This window comes from Nostoc sp. DSM 114161 (assembly GCF_052692665.1).
Window position 1 is genome coordinate 1,964,872 of record NZ_CP195141.1, and the last position, 21,424, is coordinate 1,986,295.

At 39.1% G+C, this 21,424-nt stretch carries 15 protein-coding genes; 14 read left to right on the top strand and 1 reads right to left on the bottom strand.

Going from position 1 to position 21,424, the window contains the following annotated elements:
- The first annotated feature begins 10 nt into the window (after positions 1–10).
- From NSTC745_RS08315 to NSTC745_RS08330, 4 genes are all read left to right on the top strand, one after another.
- Positions 11–5,356, top strand: a complete 5,346-nt coding sequence (locus NSTC745_RS08315; RefSeq protein WP_445638558.1) for a WD40 domain-containing protein — start codon at positions 11–13, stop codon at positions 5,354–5,356.
- A gap of 47 nt (positions 5,357–5,403) precedes the next feature.
- Positions 5,404–6,117, top strand: coding sequence for a Uma2 family endonuclease (locus tag NSTC745_RS08320; protein ID WP_445636732.1), 714 nt, complete (start codon positions 5,404–5,406; stop codon positions 6,115–6,117).
- Entirely contained in the window at positions 6,118–6,732 is a 615-nt protein-coding gene (locus NSTC745_RS08325) for a hypothetical protein (RefSeq protein ID WP_445636733.1), read from the top strand.
- A 213-nt stretch (positions 6,733–6,945) separates the two neighbouring features.
- Positions 6,946–7,848, top strand: coding sequence for an alpha/beta fold hydrolase (locus NSTC745_RS08330; RefSeq protein WP_445636734.1), 903 nt, complete (start codon positions 6,946–6,948; stop codon positions 7,846–7,848).
- 74 nt (positions 7,849–7,922) lie between these two features.
- Here NSTC745_RS08330 and NSTC745_RS08335 read toward each other — a convergent pair whose 3' ends face one another.
- On the bottom strand, positions 7,923–8,285 hold the full coding sequence (locus NSTC745_RS08335; RefSeq protein ID WP_445636735.1) for a BON domain-containing protein: 363 nt from the start codon (positions 8,283–8,285) through the stop codon (positions 7,923–7,925).
- A 273-nt stretch (positions 8,286–8,558) separates the two neighbouring features.
- Between NSTC745_RS08335 and ilvN the strand changes: the two genes are divergently transcribed.
- The 10 genes from ilvN (at position 8,559) to NSTC745_RS08385 (ending at position 21,386) form a co-directional block, all read left to right on the top strand.
- Positions 8,559–9,077 (top strand): acetolactate synthase small subunit, encoded by a 519-nt coding sequence (gene ilvN, locus NSTC745_RS08340; RefSeq protein WP_096535064.1) that lies wholly within the window; start codon positions 8,559–8,561, stop codon positions 9,075–9,077.
- A gap of 706 nt (positions 9,078–9,783) precedes the next feature.
- Complete coding sequence (locus NSTC745_RS08345) at positions 9,784–11,823, top strand: polysaccharide biosynthesis protein (RefSeq protein WP_445636736.1); 2,040 nt, start codon at positions 9,784–9,786, stop codon at positions 11,821–11,823.
- Positions 11,824–11,876: 53 nt separating this feature from the next.
- On the top strand, positions 11,877–12,863 hold the full coding sequence (locus NSTC745_RS08350; RefSeq protein WP_445636737.1) for a glucosamine inositolphosphorylceramide transferase family protein: 987 nt from the start codon (positions 11,877–11,879) through the stop codon (positions 12,861–12,863).
- A 166-nt stretch (positions 12,864–13,029) separates the two neighbouring features.
- A complete protein-coding gene (locus tag NSTC745_RS08355) occupies positions 13,030–13,899 on the top strand; it encodes a hypothetical protein (RefSeq protein WP_445636738.1) in 870 nt (289 codons plus the stop codon).
- A 3-nt stretch (positions 13,900–13,902) separates the two neighbouring features.
- Complete coding sequence (murJ, locus tag NSTC745_RS08360) at positions 13,903–15,264, top strand: murein biosynthesis integral membrane protein MurJ (RefSeq protein ID WP_445636739.1); 1,362 nt, start codon at positions 13,903–13,905, stop codon at positions 15,262–15,264.
- 53 nt (positions 15,265–15,317) lie between these two features.
- Positions 15,318–16,442: a glycosyltransferase family 4 protein gene (locus NSTC745_RS08365; protein ID WP_445636740.1), complete on the top strand. Its 1,125-nt coding sequence runs from the start codon at positions 15,318–15,320 to the stop codon at positions 16,440–16,442.
- A gap of 294 nt (positions 16,443–16,736) precedes the next feature.
- Positions 16,737–17,885, top strand: a complete 1,149-nt coding sequence (locus tag NSTC745_RS08370; protein WP_445636741.1) for a hypothetical protein — start codon at positions 16,737–16,739, stop codon at positions 17,883–17,885.
- Complete coding sequence (locus tag NSTC745_RS08375) at positions 17,886–19,043, top strand: glycosyltransferase (RefSeq protein WP_445636742.1); 1,158 nt, start codon at positions 17,886–17,888, stop codon at positions 19,041–19,043.
- On the top strand, positions 19,015–20,235 hold the full coding sequence (locus NSTC745_RS08380; protein WP_445636743.1) for an O-antigen ligase family protein: 1,221 nt from the start codon (positions 19,015–19,017) through the stop codon (positions 20,233–20,235). The genes NSTC745_RS08375 and NSTC745_RS08380 overlap by 29 nt, the downstream gene beginning before the upstream one ends.
- Positions 20,232–21,386, top strand: a complete 1,155-nt coding sequence (locus NSTC745_RS08385) for a glycosyltransferase family 4 protein (protein WP_445636744.1) — start codon at positions 20,232–20,234, stop codon at positions 21,384–21,386. The genes NSTC745_RS08380 and NSTC745_RS08385 overlap by 4 nt, the downstream gene beginning before the upstream one ends.
- Positions 21,387–21,424: the final 38 nt, after the last annotated feature.

Here is a 21,424-nt window from a genome sequence, read left to right on the forward strand (position 1 = left end):
ATGTCAGTTTATGACAGACTCGCAACCGTTAGAAGCTCGCCTTGTAAACAACGATCGCTCTTTGCAACAATTAGCATGGGCGATCGAATCTTCCGTAGGACAATTTAAGCTGATTTTGGCACGGTGTAATTATGCCAAACTGCGCGATCGCTTAATCCAAAAATTGCAGGAAATCTGCCAAGTTGAAATTCATCTGTTGGTAGTGCAGCAATCTCACAGAACTCTTTATACAGCCATTCGGGACGAATTTGGCGAGAACCTACAAGGCTGTGTCATGGTTGTGGGTTTAGAGACAGTGCCAAATATAACTGCGATGTTGACTTCTGCTAATCAGGTGCGCGAAGAGTTTCGCAAGAATTTTGCTTTTCCTTTGGTGTTGTGGATTGATGATGAAATTTACAAACAATTGATGCAAGTAGCTCCAGATTTGGAGAGTTGGGCTACTACGAGAAATTTTGCGATCGCTCAGGATGACCTAACTAATTTACTTCAACAACTTGCACAGCAATACTTTAACAATGACCTCGATTTAAGTTTAAATGATTATGGAATTTTACAAACAGAATTAGCAGCAGCCCAGAGAGATTTACCACGTGAATTCCAAGATTCTCATCTAGAAGTCAAAGCTAATTTATCATCTTTATTAGGTTTGGTCAAACAAGTTAATAATCAAATCGATGTAGCTTTAGAACATTATCAACTAGCTTTAGCGATTTTTAAACAACTTAATTATATACAACAGCAAATCAAAATCCTTGGCGATATTGCATTTTGCTATTATCTCAAAGCCTTTAAAACTCCAGATGTTAATCATCCAGATTGGCAAAGCACTAGGAATTATATTCAAAAATATATCAGTTTAATTGGGGAAAATAAAAGATTAATTGCAAATTCGATATTTAAATTTGGTGTTGTTCTGCGCGATTTACAAGAATGGGAACACCTAAAAAACTTTGCCGAACAAGCATTAAAAATACATCAGGCTGATAATCAGCCAACAGAAATAGCAAAGGATTACGGCTTTTTAGCTGAAGTTGCTTTAGCTCAAGAACACTGGCTTGAAGCAAATAAATTCGCACAGCAAGCCATAAATATTGTAGGGGCGCACAGCCGTGCTACCCTACCACCACAACAGGTTATTCTATCAAATGATTTGAGTCTCTATCGATTTATTTTGGCTCGTTCTCAATATCATTTAGGTGACTATCAACAGGCAATTTCTAACTTAGAAACTGCAAAATATATCAGCAATCCGCAGGTAGATTTAAAGCTTTATCTCAACATTCTCGCTCATTTGCAAAAGCTTTACTTTGAGCAAAAAGCATATCTCGCAGCATACGAAACCAAACAGCAACAGCGTTCAGTGGAACAACAATTTGGTTTGCGGGCGTTTATTGGTGCTGGGAGATTACAGGCGACAAAACAGTTAGCAGCCACAGGACTTGCACCCCTGCGGGTTGATAAGAAAGATAGTATTGCCCCAGAAATTGCTGCATCTGGTCGTCAATTGGATTTAGAACGTTTAATTGAACGCATTGGTCGCCCAGATAAAAAGTTGATTGTAATTCATGGGCCATCAGGTGTAGGTAAAAGTTCGCTAATAAATGCGGGACTGGTGCCAGCTTTAAAGAATAAAGCGATCGGTATTCAAGATAATTTACCTGTAGCCATGCGGGTTTACACCAACTGGGTAGAAGAGTTGGGGCGGGTTTTGGGGAGGTGGGAAGATGGGGAGGTGGGGAGATGGGGAGATGAGGGAGAGTTAGAAAGTCAAAGTTCACTCTCAGAAGGTCAACGTTCATCTTCAGAAGGTCAACTTTCATCTTCAGAAGGTCAACGTTCATCTTCAGAAGGTCAACGTTCATCCTCAGAAGGTCAACTTTCACCCTCAGAAGGTCAACTTTCATCCTCAGAAGGTCAACGTTCACCCTCAGAAGGTCAACTTTCATCCTCAGAAGGTCAACGTTCACCCTCAGAAGGTCAACTTTCACCCTCAGAAGGTCAACATTCACCCTCAGAAGGTCAAACTACGCAATATTTTGTATCCAGATTCAAAGAAAACGAACGGCGTAACCTCCGCACGGTGTTAATTTTCGATCAATTTGAGGAATTTTTCTTTATTTACACCGAACCAGCGCAAAGGAAGCAATTCTTTGAGTTTCTGGGAGAGTGTCTGAATGTTCTATCGCTGAAAGTTATCTTATCGCTGCGGGTGGATTACATCCATTACTTGCTAGAGTGCAATGATTTGCCCAGCCTGAAGATTATAGGCAATGACATTCTCAGTAATAACGTGCTTTACAAGTTAGGCAACTTCTCGCCTGATGATGCCAAGTCAATTATCCAGCGTTTAACTGAAAATACTAGTTTTCGGTTGGAACCTGGTTTAGTGGAACAACTGGTGCAAGATTTAGCCGCAGAATTGGGTGAAGTGCGTCCCATTGAGTTACAGGTTGTAGGGGCGCAGTTGCAAACTGAGAACATTACAACTCTGGCAGAATATCAGCAACGCGGCACAAAAGAACAACTGGTTAAGCGTTATTTGGATGAAGTTGTTAATGATTGCGGCGTGGAAAATCAGCAGGTGGCTGAATTATTACTTTATTTGCTGACAGATGGCAAAGGAACTCGCCCGCTAAAAACTCGTGCTGAATTGGAACGGGATTTACAGGAGTACTTTTCGGAGATCCCCCCAATCCCCCTTAAAAAGGGGGGCTTAATTTCTTTCACCCCCTTATTAAGGGGGTCGCCGAAGGCGGGGGGATCGGAATCTAGGGCGGAACAAGCCTCTCAAACCGGCAAATTAGATTTGATTTTAGAAATTTTTGTCCAATCTGGCTTGGTGGTTTTGTTACCAGAAAACCCAGCTGACCATTATCAACTGGTGCATGACTACATCGCCGGGTTTATCCGCCAGCAACAGGAACCGAAGTTAAAGCAGGTGATGGCGCAACTGGAAAAGGAACGAGAACAAAGAAAAATTAGTGAGACGAAACTGAATAAGTTTCTTAGACGCGCCCTTTTTGGTTCCGTCGCCGCAGGTTTAGGATTTGCTGCTTTAGCAGCGGGAACATTCCAGTGGGCAGTAGAGGCAAATGTTAGTCAAATTAATGCCATCAATAATTCTTCAGAAGCGTTTGCTATTTCCGGACAATATCCAGATGCTTTAATAACAGCCTTAAGGGCAAGTAGCAAACTCAAGCATACACTTTGGGCACAGCACGAAAACGATACTCTAATGCACGCTGTGTTAACTTTACAGCAAGCGGTTTATTTAAAGCCAAATGAGAAGAAAGAAAATCGAGCGATCGAGGTTAATTCCTTAGAAGGGCATAGCAGTTCGGTCATTAGCGTCGGCTTCAGCCCCGATGGCAAGACACTGGCTTCTGGCAGTTTTGACAAGACCATCAAACTCTGGGATGTCAGCACGGGCAAAGCCATCAAAACCCTGACTGGGCATAGCAGTTCGGTCATTAGCGTCGGCTTCAGCCCCGATGGCAAGACACTGGCTTCTGGCAGTTTTGACAAGACCATCAAACTCTGGGATGTCAGCACGGGCAAAGCCATCAAAACCCTGACTGGGCATAGCAGTTCGGTCATTAGCGTCGGCTTCAGCCCCGATGGCAAGACACTGGCTTCTGGCAGTTTTGACAAGACCATCAAACTCTGGGATGTCAGCACGGGCAAAGCCATCAAAAACCTGACTGGGCATAGCAGTTCGGTCATTAGCGTCGGCTTCAGCCCCGATGGCAAGACACTGGCTTCTGCAAGTTTTGACAAGACCATCAAACTCTGGGATGTCAGCACGGGCAAAGCCATCAAAACCCTGACTGGGCATAGCAGTTCGGTCAGAAGCGTAGTCTTCAGCCCCGATGGCAAGACACTGGCTTCTGCAAGTGATGACAAGACCATCAAACTCTGGGATGTCAGCACGGGCAAAGCCATCAAAACCCTGATTGAGCATAGCACTTGGGTCATTAGCGTCGGCTTCAGCCCCGATGGCAAGACACTGGCTTCTGGTAGTGCTGACAAGACCATCAAACTCTGGGATGTCAGCACGGGCAAAGCCATCAAAACCCTGACTGGGCATAGCAGTTCGGTCATTAGCGTCGGCTTCAGCCCCGATGGCAAGACACTGGCTTCTGCAAGTTTTGACAAGACCATCAAACTCTGGGATGTCAGCACGGGCAAAGCCATCAAAACCCTGACTGGGCATAGCAGTTCGGTCAGAAGCGTAGTCTTCAGCCCCGATGGCAAGACACTGGCTTCTGCAAGTGATGACAAGACCATCAAACTCTGGGATGTCAGCACGGGCAAAGCCATCAAAACCCTGATTGGGCATAGCAGTTGGGTCATTAGCGTCGGCTTCAGCCTCGATGGCAAGACACTGGCTTCTGGTAGTGCTGACAAGACCATCAAACTCTGGGATGTCAGCATGGGCAAAGCCATCAAAAACCTGACTGGGCATAGCAGTACGGTCATAAGCGTAGTCTTCAGCCCCGATGGCAAGACACTGGCTTCTGGCAGTTTTGACAAGACCATCAAACTCTGGGATGTCAGCACGGGCAAAGCCATCAAAACCCTGACTGGGCATAGCAGTAGGGTCTATAGCGTCGTCTTCAGCCCCGATGGCAAGACACTGGCTTCTGGCAGTGATGACAACACCATCAAACTCTGGGATGTCAACACGGGCAAAGCCATCAAAACCCTGAATGGGCATAGCAGTTCGGTCTGGGGCGTAGTCTTCAGCCCCAATGGCAAGACACTGGCTTCTGGCAGTTTTGACAACACCATCAAACTCTGGGATGTCAGCATGGGCAAAGCCATCAAAACCCTGACTGGGCATAGCAGTACGGTCATAAGCGTAGTCTTCAGCCCCGATGGCAAGACACTGGCTTCTAGCAGTGATGACAACACCATCAAACTCTGGGATGTCAGCACGGGCAAAGCCATCAAAACCCTCACTGAGCATAGCAGTAGGGTCTATAGCGTCGTCTTCAGCCCCGATGGCAAGACACTGGCTTCTGGCAGTAATGACAACACCGCGATTTTATGGGATTTGGATTTCGATAATTTATTACTCAGTGGTTGCAACTTGCTAAATAATTACCTCATTGCCCATGCAGAAGTGTTAGAAGAGTTGCAATCATGCCAAACTCCAACGCGGTTGGTGCAAGGGGCGACAGTGTTAGTCATCCAAGGTGAGAACTTAGCGCGAAAAAATGATATTGATGGCGCTGTTGAAAAGTTCAACAAAGCACAGCAGTGGAATAATAAATTAAAGTTTGATTCCTACGCGAGGGCAAAAGAGTTGGCGAATCAAGCTAACCTCGAATCGCAGTCAAACTCACGCTAAAAGGGCGGTTAGGGACTTCCAAATAAAAAAATATCCAATTAACTCTTGTGGGGTGGGCATCCTGCCCGCCCTATGGACTGGGCGGACAAGATGTCCACCTCACAAGTAGTATTAATTTATTTGTTGGAAATGCCTTATTGCATAGAATAGCTGTATTGAGTCATCAATTTGCTATGACTGCAACCACTAAAAAACTGACTTTTGCAGAGTATCTCAAATATAAAGATGGCACGGATACCCAATATGAATTGGTAGATGGAGAATTAATCCCCATGAGTCTTGGCACTGGCAAGCACGGTGGCATCTCCAAGTTTTTAGAACGCAGCTTTGATGACGAAAGTGCAAAAATGGGCAGCCATTGGACAGCACAAAAGTTTTCTGTAGGAGTCCGTTCCCCCCGCTCTGGACGTTGGGACACTTCACGAATTCCAGATGTGGTAGTATTATTTACACAGCAATGGGAAGCACTTTCTAATAGAGAAGCTGTAATAGAACTCAACGAAACTCCTCCCATATTAGTAGTAGAAGTGGTCAGCGAATCTACACAAACCACAGACTACCGCAGTAAACGTTCTGAGTATGCAGTTCTCGAAATTCCTGAATACTGGATTGTTGACCCGATTCAAGAGGTGGTAACAATATGCACCTTAGTAGAAGGGTTCTATGATGCTGTTGCATTCCGAGGACAAGAACGCATTATCTCTTCGATTTTTCCAGACTTGGATTTGAGTGCTGAACAAATTTTGGCAGGACACAAGTAAATGGCATACAGCGATTTTAGTCTCGCTAAGGTCAAAAAAACTTTTAACTTAACCCTCGATGAAACTCGGAATTTATTTGTTGAGACAAAACCTATTACACCATCAGAAACTCTGAGAACAATTTTAATAGATTACATTCCTTTAGCAACTGCAATTTCAACTGAAAAAGCTAGATCGGAGTTTTTAATTGCACCAATCCTGGCAGAGGTAAGACGATTATTAAATAATCAAATCTCACTGTTTTCTGGCAACGAATTTAATGTTGATGCAACTCAAGGCTTGCAAGGCTTTTGCGATTACATCATCAGCAATTCCCAGGAGCAATTATTTATTTCTGCGCCAGTAATGTTTATTTTTGAGGCGAAAAAAGAAGATATTATCGGCGGTCTTGGTCAATGTGTAGCCGCCATGATTGCAGCGCAGTTGTTCAATCAAAATCAAGGTAATGAAGTCGGGCGAATTTATGGCTCGGTTACTAGTGGAACTAACTGGAAATTTTTATTTATAGAAGAGACGACTGTTTATATAGATTCCACGGAGTACTATATTAAAGAAGTTGATAAAATTTTGGGTATTTTATTGCAACCTTTCCAGCCTGTTTTAACTGCTGTTTAAATAGTCATTCTGCATTGCAATGTAGAGACGTTGCATTGCAACGTCTCTACAAGGATTTTGATATCATACACATTTCGGTAATTTTTTTATAATAGTATTTCAAGGCTAAAAAATTACAGATAACTGTGACCAAAAACAAAAAAGATACAAGCCTCATTATTATTCGAGATTATTAATTTTAAATTTTGAATTTTCAATTCGGAGCGAAGCAACGTGACCACTACACTACACTGGCAGGAAAGAGTTGGTAATCAAAGAGATTGGGTTTGGCGGGGCTGGCAAACTCGCTATACTTATATTCGCTCTGCCAAAAATGACGAAAAAACACAACCTCTAATTCTGTTACATGGCTTTGGCGCTTCCATTGGTCATTGGCGACATAATTTAGAGGTGTTAGCCGAACATCACACAGTTTACGCCCTAGATATGCTGGGTTTTGGCGCTTCGGAAAAAGCCGCAGCTAATTACAGCGTGGAACTTTGGGTAGAACAAGTTTACGATTTTTGGCAAACGTTTATCCGCCAACCAGCAATATTAATCGGCAATTCTAACGGTTCGCTGATTTCTCTAGCAGCGGCGGCGGCTCATCCTGACATGGTGCAGGGTGTGGTGATGATGAGTTTACCAGATCCTTCGCTGGAACAAGAAGCAATTCCTCCTGCGCTGCGACCGGTGGTGAGAGGAATCAAAAATATTGTTGCTTCGCCGTTTATTCTCAAACCTGTGTTTAACTTTGTGCGTCGTCCGGGGGTGCTGCGTCGCTGGGCGAGTCTCGCCTACGCTAACCCAGAAGCGATAACCGACGAATTGATAGAAATTTTAGCCGGCCCTCCCCAAGACCGGGGTTCGGCGAGGGCGTTTAGCGCTTTATTTAAAGCGACAATTGGAATTAATTTTAGTCCGAATGTCAAGGAGTTATTACCAACCTTAACAATTCCCATGCTGTTAATTTGGGGACAAAAAGATCGCTTTGTTCCGCCAGCTTTGGCTAGCCAATTTGCCCAATATAACGAGAAATTGGAAGTGCTGAATTTAGAAGACGTGGGTCATTGTCCCCATGATGAATGTCCCGAACAAGTCAACCAAGCGATTTTAGATTGGATAAATAGGAGTTAGGAGTTAGGAGTTAGGAGTTATTTTCCTTGTCTCCCCATCTCCCCATCTCCCCATCTCCCCATCCCCCTGATTGCCTAGCCGACGGTAGTTTGGCTGCTGTCAACGTTTGTGGCGCCGTTGACAGTACGGGCGACAGAAATCATTCTGTCGAGGATTTGTTGGTTGGGAACTTTACCTTTTAAGACTACAGTGCTGCCTGTTTGAGCAACCCAAAGGGTATTAACATCATCAAGTTGGTCGTCTTGGTCGAATGCTAACGCTACTCGTTTGGCTAGACCGCTTTGGTCATATTCTCCATTTAATCCTAGACGTTCTGGCGGTATTGTTTGTGTAGCGGTAGGCGCAGCAGTAGGAGTTTGGGGTATTGCCTGTGGAGTAGGGTTTACTTCAGCATTTTGAGGTTTTTCCATTCCAAATAGTCTTTGTAACCAACCCATAACAACTTATCTCCGATTAAATGTTCGATCGGATTTTAATATATAAGTTTTGCCAACGTTTAACATCTGCCGATGAAAAGAGATGCGATCGCCGAGAATGCTGCTTGCGAAATAATTTCTGGACAAATTATCTCTATCAATTGAAATGAGTGCGGCTATTAAGTTTAAAATAAAAGGTCTCACTTATTATTTTTTAGTGGAGCAGTACGTCTAGCGTAGTCTTTAGCTAGTGTCTGCGTTACTCAAATCCTGCTCTAGCCTCTGTTGGCGAAGATGAAACATACTCTTTCTGTTCTCGTAGAAGATGAGGCGGGTGTTCTGTCCCGCATTTCTGGTTTATTTGCCCGTCGTGGTTTTAATATTGAAAGCCTTGCTGTTGGCCCGGCTGAACAGGGAGGTGTTTCACGAATTACGATGGTTGTACCTGGTGACGATCGCGTCATCGAACAACTCACCAAGCAATTATACAAGTTAGTCAATGTCCTCAAAGTACAGGATATTACCGAAACTCCTTGTGTGGAACGAGAATTGATGCTGTTAAAGGTGAATGCTACTAGCAGCAATCGTTCTGAAGTTATCGAACTGTCTGGGATTTTCCGGGCGCGAGTTGTGGATGTGGCGGAAGATTCTTTGACTTTAGAAGTTGTGGGAGATCCAGGTAAAATGGTGGCGATCGTGCAGGTGTTACAAAAATTTGGTCTTAGAGAAATCGCCCGCACTGGCAAAATCGCCCTAACTCGTGAATCGGGTGTGAATACCGAGTTACTCAAATCTTTGGAAGCAAAGGTTTAGGAGTTAAGAAGAAGTCAGAAGTCAGAAGTCAGAATTCAGAATTCAGAATCCAGAATCCATGAATAGGTAGTAGGTTATGGTAGCTGTGCTACCTTGCTGTAATTTAATCAATTTCGTTTTGGACTAACGAAAAATTTTAACCCGCGCAGGCGGGTTTTGTTTATTTAGCTCTGAATTTTATTCATCAGGGCTTAAGTTGGACTTTGATTTTCTTTGAAGTTGCAAATTTGACGTTGTTGAGTAGCAACAATTACTAACATACAAATAAGCATAGGCTGTTATGTCTTTTTATATGCACAACTTACGCCAAGTTGGCATGACGCAACAACTTAAAAACTGCTACAAAATGGTTAGAAAGATAAAACATTAAAAGCAAGTTTTCATAGTCTTATAATCTGACTATTACTTGTTATGAAGTGTTGAATTAGAAAAATCAGTGTATTTATTTAGAGCCAAAATACTTTCCTGAGATAAATGATAATGCTCAATAATATATACACTCAAGTGTGAAATTGAAAAAATTAATTTTCTAAACAATTAATACTTTAATGTAAGTTAGGCAACCGCTTACATTCCCAAACTACTGAAATTTTGATTTACAGGGTAACTCTACACTATACAAATCCTTTTTTGAGGATAAACGGCTATATTTGATTGTCTAATGGAACCGATGATTATTTAGATTATTCTAGAGGTTTTGACAGGCATGAATTTATCATTGTTACTTGTTTCCAATTGGCTACCTCAAAAATTAATTAGCAAAATATTAAATACTTTGCTGAATATCAGAAATAGGCATTTATTTGTTTTTGATATTATTGTTTTTTTGACAACAACTTTATTAGCTTTAAACCTATGCCTAGATGGGAAATTGTTCCTCGAAGAATATAAATTACAACTAGGAACTGTCACAATAGTTTTTTTATTAGTCAAACTGACTGTATTGTGGAATTTTGGTTTTTATAGACTTTACTGGCGCTATGCCAGTATTGAGGAACTTTTATATATAACTATACTGATGGGGATTGCGGTATTAATCCAAGCTGTATTCTTTGATGGTATGGGATTTTTAGCATATTTAAGATTGGATATACTGCCGCGATCGCTACCTTTAATCGATGGTTTACTTTCGTGTATTTTCATTGGAGGATTGCGTTTTAGTATTCGGATTGTAGAGAGAATTAGTCAGCAGCGTCCAGTATTTAATCCCCAAGAACGCGTGTTGATAGTTGGTGCTGGAAATGCTGGAGTTTCTCTGGTACAAGAAATGCAAAGAAATCCGCAATTAGGGTTTTATCCTGTTGCTTTTATTGATGACGATCCTCGCAAATTTGGAGCATACATACGTGGGATTCGTGTAGTTGGCGATCGCTATCAAATTCCTGATGTTTTAAAATCTCTGCAAATCCATAAAGTTATCATTGCTATGCCGACAGTTGCAGGTGCAGTTATTCGAGAAATTGTAGATATTTGCAAAGCAACCGGCACTCAAACTAGCACTTTACCAGGTATACATGAAATCCTCAATGGTCGCGTGCGAGTTGACAGCATCAGGGATGTGAGAATTGAAGATTTGCTCAGACGAGAACCCGTACAAATAGATTTTGAAAAAGTTTCCCAATTTCTTCAAGGTAAAACAGTATTGATTACAGGTTCGGGTGGATCGATTGGTAGCGAACTTTGCCGCCAGATTTTTAAATGCAATCCTGCCAAAATGATACTTATGGGACATGGAGAAAACTCCGTTTTCAATATTCAACAAGAATTAGAACAACTCGTTCAACTGCTTGAAAACGAAGGCAAATCATCAATTAATCCTACTGAAATTTCTAGCTTTATTGCTGATATTCGCTTCAAATCTCGATTAGAACATGGATTTGAAACTTTCCAACCAGATGTAATTTTTCACGCTGCGGCTCATAAACATGTCCCACTAATGGAATTAAATCCAGTAGAAGCAATCACGAACAATGTAATGGGAACAAAAAATTTATTAGAACTAGCCTTGCAATATGATGTAAAACATTTCGTGATGATTTCTACAGATAAAGCAGTTAACCCTACTAATGTGATGGGTGCTAGTAAAAGAGTTGCTGAAATGTTGGTGCTGCAAGCTGCGAGAGAAAGTGGGAAGCCTTATGTCACAGTGCGTTTTGGCAACGTTTTAGGCAGTCGAGGTAGTGTAGTTCCTACTTTTAAAAAACAAATTGCAGCAGGCGGCCCAATAACAGTTACTCATCCAGATATTTGTCGTTATTTCATGACTATTCCCGAAGCAGTTCAACTAGTTTTGCAAGCTGCGGTACTTGGTCGTGGTGGCGAAGTTTTGATGCTGAATATGGGTAAACCTGTAAAAATTGTTGACTTAGCAAAGGAATTGATTCGCCTTTCTGGATATGAAGTTAACCAAGATATTGATATTGTATTTACTGGTTTGCGTCCAGGAGAAAAACTATTTGAGGAATTATTTATTCCTGGCGAAGAATATGAACCAACCGAACACCAAAAACTGTTAGTAGTAAAAAATGCTAGTAAGATTATTCCAGAAAACTTGGATGTTACTGTGGCTACTTTGTGCCAAGCAGCAGTGAAAAATGATATTAGTTTTATTCTATTTTTACTAGAACAATTAGTACCAGGATATAAACCCAAACATTTAAATAATTATCTGGCATCAAGTATTTCTAGCAATACTTCACTCAGAGTTAAGCCAAACATGAATATGCTCGCACAGGTGAAATCTTAAAAAACACCATCAGCTTGAGTAATTTAGCATCTACCTTAATTTCAAGAATAAATATGTACAAAACCTCTAATATCAACAGTATTTCGCAGGTATTCGATAGAGTTTATAGGCGCAATAATAGATATTTGGCTGGGATTAAAAACATCGTCAAGGTTTTTGTCACCAGAAGAAGTGAGTGGTCGATTGGAATTTATATAGGCGAATCTCCTTTTGATTTGGTTTCTCCAGACAAAATTATTAATCCAGTATTAACTGCCAAAGACATAACAGATGTTCCAGCACACTTTGTTGCTGACCCATTTATGATTTGTGAGGACGGCATTTGGTATATGTTCTTTGAAGTTTTGAATGGTCTACAAAATAAAGGAGTAATAGGACTGGCAACTAGCAGTGATGCATATAACTGGAATTACCAACAAATTGTACTTGATGAACCGTTTCATTTATCTTATCCGTATGTATTCAAATTTCAAAATGACTATTATCTGATTCCAGAAACTTCTGAAGCTAGTTCTATTCGTTTATATAAAGCAATTAATTTTCCAACACAATGGTCTTACGTCAAAAGTTTATTAACCCAAAGTGATTTTGCAGATACTAGTATTTTTCAACACAATAATTTTTGGTGGTTATTAACTGCAACATCAGAATCAAGAAATACATTACGTCTTTATTATTCTGAAGGTTTAATGGATGGTTGGGTTGAACATCCGAAAAGTCCTGTAATTCAGGAAAATAAAAGTATAGCAAGGCCAGCGGGTAGAGTTATAGTATTCGATGACAAAATTGTGAGATATACCCAGGATTGTGAGCGAATATATGGTCATCAAGTTCGAGGGTTTGAAATAACTGAATTGACAACAACGAGTTATGAAGAGAAGGAAGTTAAAAATAATCCAGTTATTAAAGCTAGTGGAATCGGTTGGAATCAAATAGGTATGCACCATATTGATGCTCACCAAATTGATAAAAACAAATGGGTTGCATGTGTGGATGGAAAGCGTTATCGATTAGTTTTTGAGCCAAGATTCAATAAGTGAAAGTTTGGTTAAGGCTAATTTGATTTTGATTTGTGAAGCTTTTTACGTAGACGCGCAGCGGCTTGCCGCAGGCTACCGCAGAGACGCAGAGTACGCGGAGAGAAGAAGATGCGAGCAATCAAACTTCAATAAATTTATTTGAATAAAATAGCGAGGAATAGAAAAGATGTTAATTGTTACAAAGAAGTTTATCTTTTCAGTAGGAGAAGTCTGGTTTGATGAAAATTCAGAAAAATTAAGCAATGTCGATGTAGTGCATTATAGGCAATTGTTACACCCCATTAAAGGCGGTCAGTCTGATGAATTTTACACGAGATTGATTAATTTAACTAAAAGTCAAGATGAACTTTGGGAATGTATCAGCAGTAATGATAGATACAAAATTAGACGAGCAGAGCAAAAAGACCATATTATTTATGAATATTGGGAGAAAATTGACTCTGATACTCTAAATAATTTTTCTGATTTTTATGATTCATTTGCTTCACAGAAAGGTTTGACTAAAATTAATAGGATTCAACTAAAAAATCGTGCTGATGCTGGTGTAATTGATATTTCACGAGTTAAGTTAAATGATGAGTCTTTAGTTTGGCATGTTTATTATCGGACTAAAAATAGAGTTCGTCTTTTACATTCTGCATCTTTGAAAAAGAATGATGATACTTCTTATCAATCAATTTTAGGACGAGCAAATCGTTATCATCACTGGCAAGACATTGTGAGATTTAAAAATTTGGGTCTTTCCATTTATGATTTTGGCGGTTGGTATACCGGAAATACAGATCGGGAAAAATTGGGTATTAATCAATTCAAAGAAAAGTTTGGTGGAGAAGTTATCAAGAATTTTAACTGTGTTTATGGAATTACTTTGAAGGGAAAATTATATTTACGTTTGCTGAATATATATATGAGGTTATCTCAATTATCTTTACTGCGTAAACCTTACTTTTTCTCTCACACACCGACGCACTCGAAAGTCGAAGCGCCAGCTTCCAGCGAAGTTGAATTTTCAATACCAGAAGCGCAGAGAGAGTGAGAAATGCAAAGCTTAGTTAATCGCTGGAAGAAGCTGACAAGTGGCTCTATCAATCGCCAAATTTTTGGTGCGGCGATGATAGTTGGTTTATTGACAGCGTTAGTTAAAGTGGCGGCTGTTGGTAAAGAATTAGTTGTTGCTCAGAGGTTTGGCACTGGCGATGACATCGATGCTTTTTTTATTGCTTTGCTGATTCCTTCTTTTATTATTAATGTCATTGCTGGTTCTTTTAATACTGCTCTCATACCTACTTATATGCAGGTACGAGAGCAGGAAGGTAAAAAAGCTGCTCAAAGGCTTTTATGTGGAGCCACAACTAGTGGCTTGGGACTGTTAACAATTACAACAATATTGATGGTAGTTCTAGCACCTTTTTATCTACCACGAATTGCGACGGGATTTAGTTCTGAAAAATTAGAGCTAACTTTTCATTTGCTTTGCGCGATCGCACCTTTTATTCTCTTAAGTGGAATAATTGTTATCTGGGGTGCTGTATTAAATGCAGGAGAGCGTTTTGCTTTAGCAGCATTCTCACCAATTATTACTCCTACTGTTACCGTCGTATTACTTTTAACGCTGAAATCTTGGGGTATTTTCGCTTTAGCTGCTGGCTTAGTCTGCGGTGCAGCACTAGAAATCATTCTGTTAGGAATAGCATTGCACCGACAAGGCATTTCATGGCTTCCTAAATGGTATGGATTTGATAGTAATCTGCGTCAAGTTGTTCGCCAGTATTTCCCCATGATTGCAGGGGGACTTTTAATGTGTAGTACAAATTTGGTAGATCAATCTATGGCAGCAATGTTGTTACCAGGTAGTGTAGCAGCACTCAACTACGGGAACAAAGTAATAGCATTTCCCATGTCTCTGGCTACTACAGCATTGAGTACTGCTGTGATTCCTTATTTTTCTAAAATGATAGCTGCTAACAATTGGATAGAAACGCGTCGCACGCTTAAGCGATATATACAAATTATCTTTGTCACAACTATTTTGCTATCAACATTTTTATTTATCTTTTCTGAATCTATAGTCAGAATACTCTTTCAAAGAGGTTCATTTACGGCTGATGATACTCGTTTAGTAGCTCAAATTCAAAATTGTTTTGCTCTGCAAATTCCTTTCCACGTAGCAGGAATTTTGGTTGTACGTTTAATTTCAGCAATGCAAGCCAATCATATATTAATGTGGGCTTCTGCCTACAATCTTATCAATAATATTGTTTTAAACTATTTATTTCTCCACTATTTTGGCGTTGCGGGTATTGCTTTATCAACAGCCTGTGTTTCTGCCTTAGCATTCTTATTCTTATCATATTTCGCTCATAAAAAACTCAAACAAAACTCTCTTACCTTAACAATCTAATTTTCAAATCGCTCTTATTTGCGTCTCTGCGTGGTTTTAAATATTTGCACGCTATGAAAATAACATTAATCATTCATTCCCTTACCTATGGGGGTGCTGAACGTATTATGTCAATCATGGCAAATTACTGGTCAGCTAAAGGATGGAAAATTACTCTACTAACATTTGATGACAATAAAATAACGGACTTTTCTTTAAACTCCGATATAACTTACATTCCCTTGGCTATAGCTGAAAAATCTCTCAATGCAATGATTGGCATTTGGAATAATTTAAAACGTATCCAAATTTTACGAAATGCAATTATTAATAGCGACCCAGATGTTGTAATTAGCTTCATGTCTAGAGTTAATATCACTACTCTATTAGCAACGCGGTGGTTGAACATCCCAGTAATAGTTTCTGAACGCAGCAATCCTGAAAAAAGCTATTTAGGTTGGAATTGGCAACAACTACGAAAATGGACTTATTCATTTGCAGATAAAATTGTTTTTCAAACTCAGCGAGCAAGAGATTATTTTCCAGTAAAACTGCAAAATAAGAGTTGTATCATTCCTAATATGGTTATATTGCCAGCAATAAAAAAGCAGTCAGTAGAGAAATTTTCAATAGAGCGATCGCTCATTGCTATGGGACGTTTTGTACCAGAAAAAGGCTTTGATTTATTGCTACAAGCTTTTGCCAAACTCAAAGATAATTACCCACAATGGACATTGACGATATTAGGAGACGGAAAACTACGTCCAGAATTAGAATCTTTGCGTAACGAACTCGGATTAAGCGATCGCGTTTATTTTCCAGGCATGGTAACTGATATTTATGCTTTTTTACAACAAGCAGATATTTTTATTATGTCTTCTCGATTTGAAGGTTTTCCAAATGCTATTTGTGAAGCAATGGCATGTGGTTTACCAGTTATATCCACAGATTGTCCTAGCGGCCCGCGAGAAATTATTCGTGATGGAATAGATGGAATTTTAGTTCCCAATGAAGATGTTTCAGCATTAGCCGCAGCAGTACAAAGGCTGATATCTAACGAACAAGAACGCAATTCTTTAGCTGTTCGTGCAATAGAAGTAACCGAACGATTTAGTGTCAAAAAAATCATGGAAATGTGGGAAGACGTGTTAATTCAAGTTACTCAAAAAGAATTCAGAATCAAAAGCAGCAAAATTTAAATTATTGAATAGGACGAGAAAATATATTTATTTCTTGGCGCTCTTGGCGCTCTTGGCGGTAGCCTGCGGTAAGCCGCTCCGCGTCTACGTTTTTTCATAACCAAATATTTAACAATGAACATCAGAAAACATCTTTACTTCAGTTATGCTTATTGCCGAAAATATAATTTTCCTCAATTTTATAATAAATTTCTCAAAGAAAGTTCGTCTAATATTTCCATTGATACGACTAGAAATTTACTAAAAAAGCTACTACTTCACTGCAATAAATCTGTTCCATATTATGCAAACTTAATGAATAACTTCTCCATTGAGAGAATTATCCATGAAAAACGAGAGCTATATCTTTATCAATTACCAATCCTCACAAAAGATATTATTCGTGCCAACTTTGAACAGCTAAAATCTCTAGACTTAGCACGGCGTCATTGGTATTTCAACACATCAGGTGGTTCAACAGGAGAACCAATTGTTTTAATTCAAGATGCTGAATATAACGATAAATCTACAGCAATTAGCTTACTTTTCTCTTATTTAGTTGGACGAGAACTAGGAGAGCCAGAAGTGCGTTTATGGGGTTCCGAAAAAGATGTTTTTGATGGCACGATGGGATGGAAGGCAACCTTTTTTAATTTCTTGAGAAATACCACATATATGAATGCCTTTCAGATGACTCCTGAAAGAATGAGGGATTTTCTGAAATTGCTGAATAAAAAGCCACCAAAGTTAATTGTTGCCTACGCTCAAGCCATTTATGAATTAGCAAAATTTGCTGAAGATGAAAAAATTACACTTGTTCCTCAAAAAGCAATCATAACTTCTGCTGGGACACTTTATGCTTGGATGCGGCAGAAGATTGAGAGTGTATTTCAGTGTAAAGTATTTAATCGTTATGGTTCTAGAGAAGTCAGCGATATCGCTTGTGAAAGACCAGGAGAGCAAGGATTATGGGTAGCTCCTTGGGGTAATTATATTGAGATTGTAGATGACGATAATAATCCTGTGCCGGCAGGAGTTGAAGGTAATATTTTAATTACTTCTCTAACAAATTTTGCTATGCCATTGATTCGTTATAAAATTGGCGATCGCGGCATTTTATCTCCTGAATATAAATCTGGACAAATACTTGAACAAGTTTCCGGTAGAAATGTCGATATTTTTAAAACTCAAAGCGGAACTTTAATAGATGGAGAATATTTTACTCATCTTCTCTACTTCAAAGATTGGGTACATAAATTTCAAATCATCCAAAAAAGTTACCTAGAAATCACCATCAAAATTATTAAATCTAATTCTGATTGTCTCACTGAAGAACTTGATGATATTGTCAGCAAGTGCAAGCTGATGATGGGCAAAGATTGTGTAGTTAATTTTGAATTTGTCGAGCGTATTCCTGTAAGTAATTCTGGTAAATATCGCTATACGATTTCTGAGGTTATTTAAATGAAGAAAAAAATTGTATTTTTGATTCGAGATTTGAATTATGGAGGAGCAGAAAGACAATTAGTCACACTTGCAAAAGCTCTAAATAAACAATGTTTTGATGTTACAGTTTTATGCTTTTACGCTGGTGGTTCATTATCTTTAGATAAAGATTTAAAAGATAATGACATCCCAATAATTTATTTAGAAAAACAAGGAAGATGGCATTTATTGAGCTTCTTTTGGCGTCTTGTTCAGCATCTCCAGCGCATACATCCCGATGTCTTGCATGGATATGGTGGAACGCCAAATTTACTGACTATTTTTTTAAAACCGTTTTTCCCCTCAACCCAGATAGTTTGGGGATTACGTAATTCTAATAGTGATTCTAATTTTTATGATTGGCTAGGACGTTTAATCTTTCGCTTAGAGTGTATTTTAGCTAACTTTGCTGACTTGATAGTGGTCAATTCTTATGCTGGAAAAACATACTATCTCAATCATGGATTCCCCGCTAAGAAGATGATGGTAATTTCTAATGGTATTGATATCGAACTTTTTCAGCCTGATTTAGAAGCTAGGAAAAAAGTGCGATCGCACTGGGGAATTCCCCACACTACAATTTTAATTGGTTTAGTGGGACGGTTAGATTTAAGAAAAGACCATCCGACATTTTTGAAAGCAGCAGCATTACTGTGTAAAGATAGCCAGAATGTGCATTTTGTTTGCATAGGTGGTGGTTCAGAAAACTATGCACGGGAGTTGGATCGACTAGCTTATCAACTAGGAATTTCTGAAAAAGTTATCTGGGAAAAAGCGCGTGCAGATATGCGTGCAATCTATAACGCATTAGATATTGTTGTTTCTTCATCTTATACAGAAGGATTTCCCAATGTAATAGGAGAAGCAATGGCCTGCGGTGTTCCCTGTGTAGTGACAGATGTAGGCGATTCAGCTTTGATTGTTGGTAATCCAGATGTAGTAGTACCTCCTAAAAACCCAGAAGCTTTGAAAACTGCGATGGAGAAATTAATAGAAAGATTGAGTATTAATGGTTGCGATCGCACTGAAATTAGACAGCGAATAATTGACCATTTTTCAGTAGCTGAATTAGTCTTGAAAACCGAAGTTGCTTTACTTGGATTATGTCATGAATCAATCAATAAATGCAAATTTTGATTTTCTCTTTTATTATCAATGTGCCCTAGCCGTAGCTGCTATTTTGACATTTTTTACAGATATTAATTCATATTTATATACATCAGGTATTGTTTCTCAACCTCCTTTATTTTGGATTTTAGGTTTTGCTGTAGCTTCTATTCCCTTAGCTTTTTCACGATCCAAGTACATTCCAATATCTGTAATTCTTTGGTGTTTTGGTTTTATTTTTGTCTCATTACTGTGGTTTGTACTATTTCCCTCATCTGGAGAACTTGCTTTTGAAGAATTAAGAAAACGGCTTTTAGCATTGATTTTTATCATTGCAATGACTTTAATCTTTTCTGGAAATAAAAAAATTCATTACTTAGCTAGGTGGGCGATATTTTTAGCAGTATTAGTTACTGTATTTAACAGCATTTATGAGTTTTTTAACCCTGGTGCTTTTAATGCATTAGGTAATGGCGGCCGAGTGACTGGATTTTACTTGAACCCGAACAGTAATGGCTGTGCATTGATACTTGGGATGATTTTTAGCGTTACTATATTACAGCCAATATATCGTTTACCTTTCGTCTATCTTGTCGGTATTGGAGTTTTCTTGACATTTTCACGAGGTGCTATTCTTGGCTGGTTAGTTACAGTTATTATTTTTACCATTACCCGCGTGCTTCATTTCAATAAATTACTTTATTGGATTTTTGGTATAGGAATTTTTATTATCGCTCTAGGCTCACAATGGTGGGAAGAATTATTGCAAAATTTTGATTTGAATGCCAACTCATTAGAAAGAATTGCATGGTTTCAAAACATCTCAACTTCTGATTCAGAAAATTCCGCGGATTCGCGTTTAGAAGTAGCTCAATTAGCTTGGCAGATGTTTATGAAACATCCATTTTTTGGCAATGGAATTGGCTCAACTTTAATTTGGAATCTGGAAATATCTACGCACAATATTTACTTATATTATATGGCAGATCATGGAATTATCGGTGCTTTCATTCTACCTATATTAGTATATGCAGTGACACAGCACGCGCGTGGAGAAACTAAATATATTGGCTTGGCTTTTGCTGTTTTTATCCTTTTGTGGGGACTATTTAGCCATAACGTTTTAGAAGAACGTTATATCCTCATTACGTTTTCATTCATGGCAGCCATGACTGGAACAAGTCGATTAGAGCAAAAGTTAAAATTAGGATATCAATTATGAAAATTGTTTATATCATTACCGGACTCTCCACTGGTGGTGCTGAAGTCATGCTTTATAAACTTCTTTCTAAGATAAATAGACAACGTTTTAGTCCGGTTGTTGTTTCTTTAATGGATCGTGGAACATGGGGCGATCGCATTGCAAATTTAGGCATTCCTGTTTACACCATCGGTATGAAACCAGGAGCGCTTAAACTAACTAATATTTGGCCAATAATTCACATAGTACGCCAACTCAAACCTGACTTAATCCAAGGTTGGATGTATCATGGAAACTTAGCTGCACAGTTTCTTAGGTTTTTTATATTTAGACAAATACCTGTTTTCTGGAATGTACGCCATTCACTTCATTCTTTAGAATTAGAAAAGCCGAGAACAACTATTATTATTAAACAATGCGCCATATTTTCTCACTTGCCGACAAAAATTATTTATAACTCTCAGAATAGTTCTAAACAACATGAAAAAATTGGGTATTGTCTTGAGAAAACCTGTGTAATTCCCAACGGTTTTGAAACTGAAAAATTTACACCGTCAACACAAGCTCGTCTCAGTGTCCGTTCAGAACTAAATACCCCTGAAAATGCATTATTGATTGGCTTAATTGGTCGTTATCATCCCATAAAAGACCATTTTAATTTTCTTCAAGCTGCGGCATTACTACTCAAAACTTATTCCAACGTCGAATTTGTTCTTGTTGGCAATAAAGTTGATTGGGAAAATCAAATTTTATCCGAACTAATCCATGAATTAGGGCTTGTCAAGCACATACATCTATTAGGCGAACGTCATGATATACCCCGTTTAACTGCTGCTTTAGATATCGCCTCTTCCTCTTCATCTGGAGAAGGATTTCCCAATGTAATTGGCGAAGCTATGTCTTGTGGTGTTCCTTGTGTAGTCACAGATGTGGGAGACTCAGGCTGGATTATCGGTGATACCGGAAAAGTCATCCCCCCAAAGAATCCAGAAGCCTTAGCTAATGCTTGGCAAGCATTAATCGATATAGGAAAAGAGGGCAGAGAAATGTTAGGAAAAGCTGCACGCGCAAGAGTCATAGAATGCTTTTCTTTAGACTCCATTGTGGCTGAATACGAGGCACTGTATGACAATATTTTGGCTCAAAAAAATACTAGAACTCATATATTGTAATTTTAATAAGTATACATATTGGTAGGGGCACAGCAATG

What these genes read in the sequence shown, in the direction of transcription:
- NSTC745_RS08315 (WP_445638558.1), top strand. Translation starts at nt 11, where the DNA reads ATGACAGACTCGCAACCGTTAGAAGCTCGCCTTGTAAACAACGATCGC.
- NSTC745_RS08325 (WP_445636733.1), top strand. Translation starts at nt 6,118, where the DNA reads ATGGCATACAGCGATTTTAGTCTCGCTAAGGTCAAAAAAACTTTTAAC.
- NSTC745_RS08335 (WP_445636735.1), bottom strand. Translation starts at nt 8,285, where the DNA reads ATGGGTTGGTTACAAAGACTATTTGGAATGGAAAAACCTCAAAATGCT.
- ilvN (WP_096535064.1), top strand. Translation starts at nt 8,559, where the DNA reads ATGAAACATACTCTTTCTGTTCTCGTAGAAGATGAGGCGGGTGTTCTG.
- NSTC745_RS08345 (WP_445636736.1), top strand. Translation starts at nt 9,784, where the DNA reads ATGAATTTATCATTGTTACTTGTTTCCAATTGGCTACCTCAAAAATTA.
- NSTC745_RS08350 (WP_445636737.1), top strand. Translation starts at nt 11,877, where the DNA reads ATGTACAAAACCTCTAATATCAACAGTATTTCGCAGGTATTCGATAGA.
- NSTC745_RS08355 (WP_445636738.1), top strand. Translation starts at nt 13,030, where the DNA reads ATGTTAATTGTTACAAAGAAGTTTATCTTTTCAGTAGGAGAAGTCTGG.
- murJ (WP_445636739.1), top strand. Translation starts at nt 13,903, where the DNA reads ATGCAAAGCTTAGTTAATCGCTGGAAGAAGCTGACAAGTGGCTCTATC.
- NSTC745_RS08365 (WP_445636740.1), top strand. Translation starts at nt 15,318, where the DNA reads ATGAAAATAACATTAATCATTCATTCCCTTACCTATGGGGGTGCTGAA.
- NSTC745_RS08370 (WP_445636741.1), top strand. Translation starts at nt 16,737, where the DNA reads ATGAATAACTTCTCCATTGAGAGAATTATCCATGAAAAACGAGAGCTA.
- NSTC745_RS08375 (WP_445636742.1), top strand. Translation starts at nt 17,886, where the DNA reads ATGAAGAAAAAAATTGTATTTTTGATTCGAGATTTGAATTATGGAGGA.
- NSTC745_RS08380 (WP_445636743.1), top strand. Translation starts at nt 19,015, where the DNA reads ATGAATCAATCAATAAATGCAAATTTTGATTTTCTCTTTTATTATCAA.
- NSTC745_RS08385 (WP_445636744.1), top strand. Translation starts at nt 20,232, where the DNA reads ATGAAAATTGTTTATATCATTACCGGACTCTCCACTGGTGGTGCTGAA.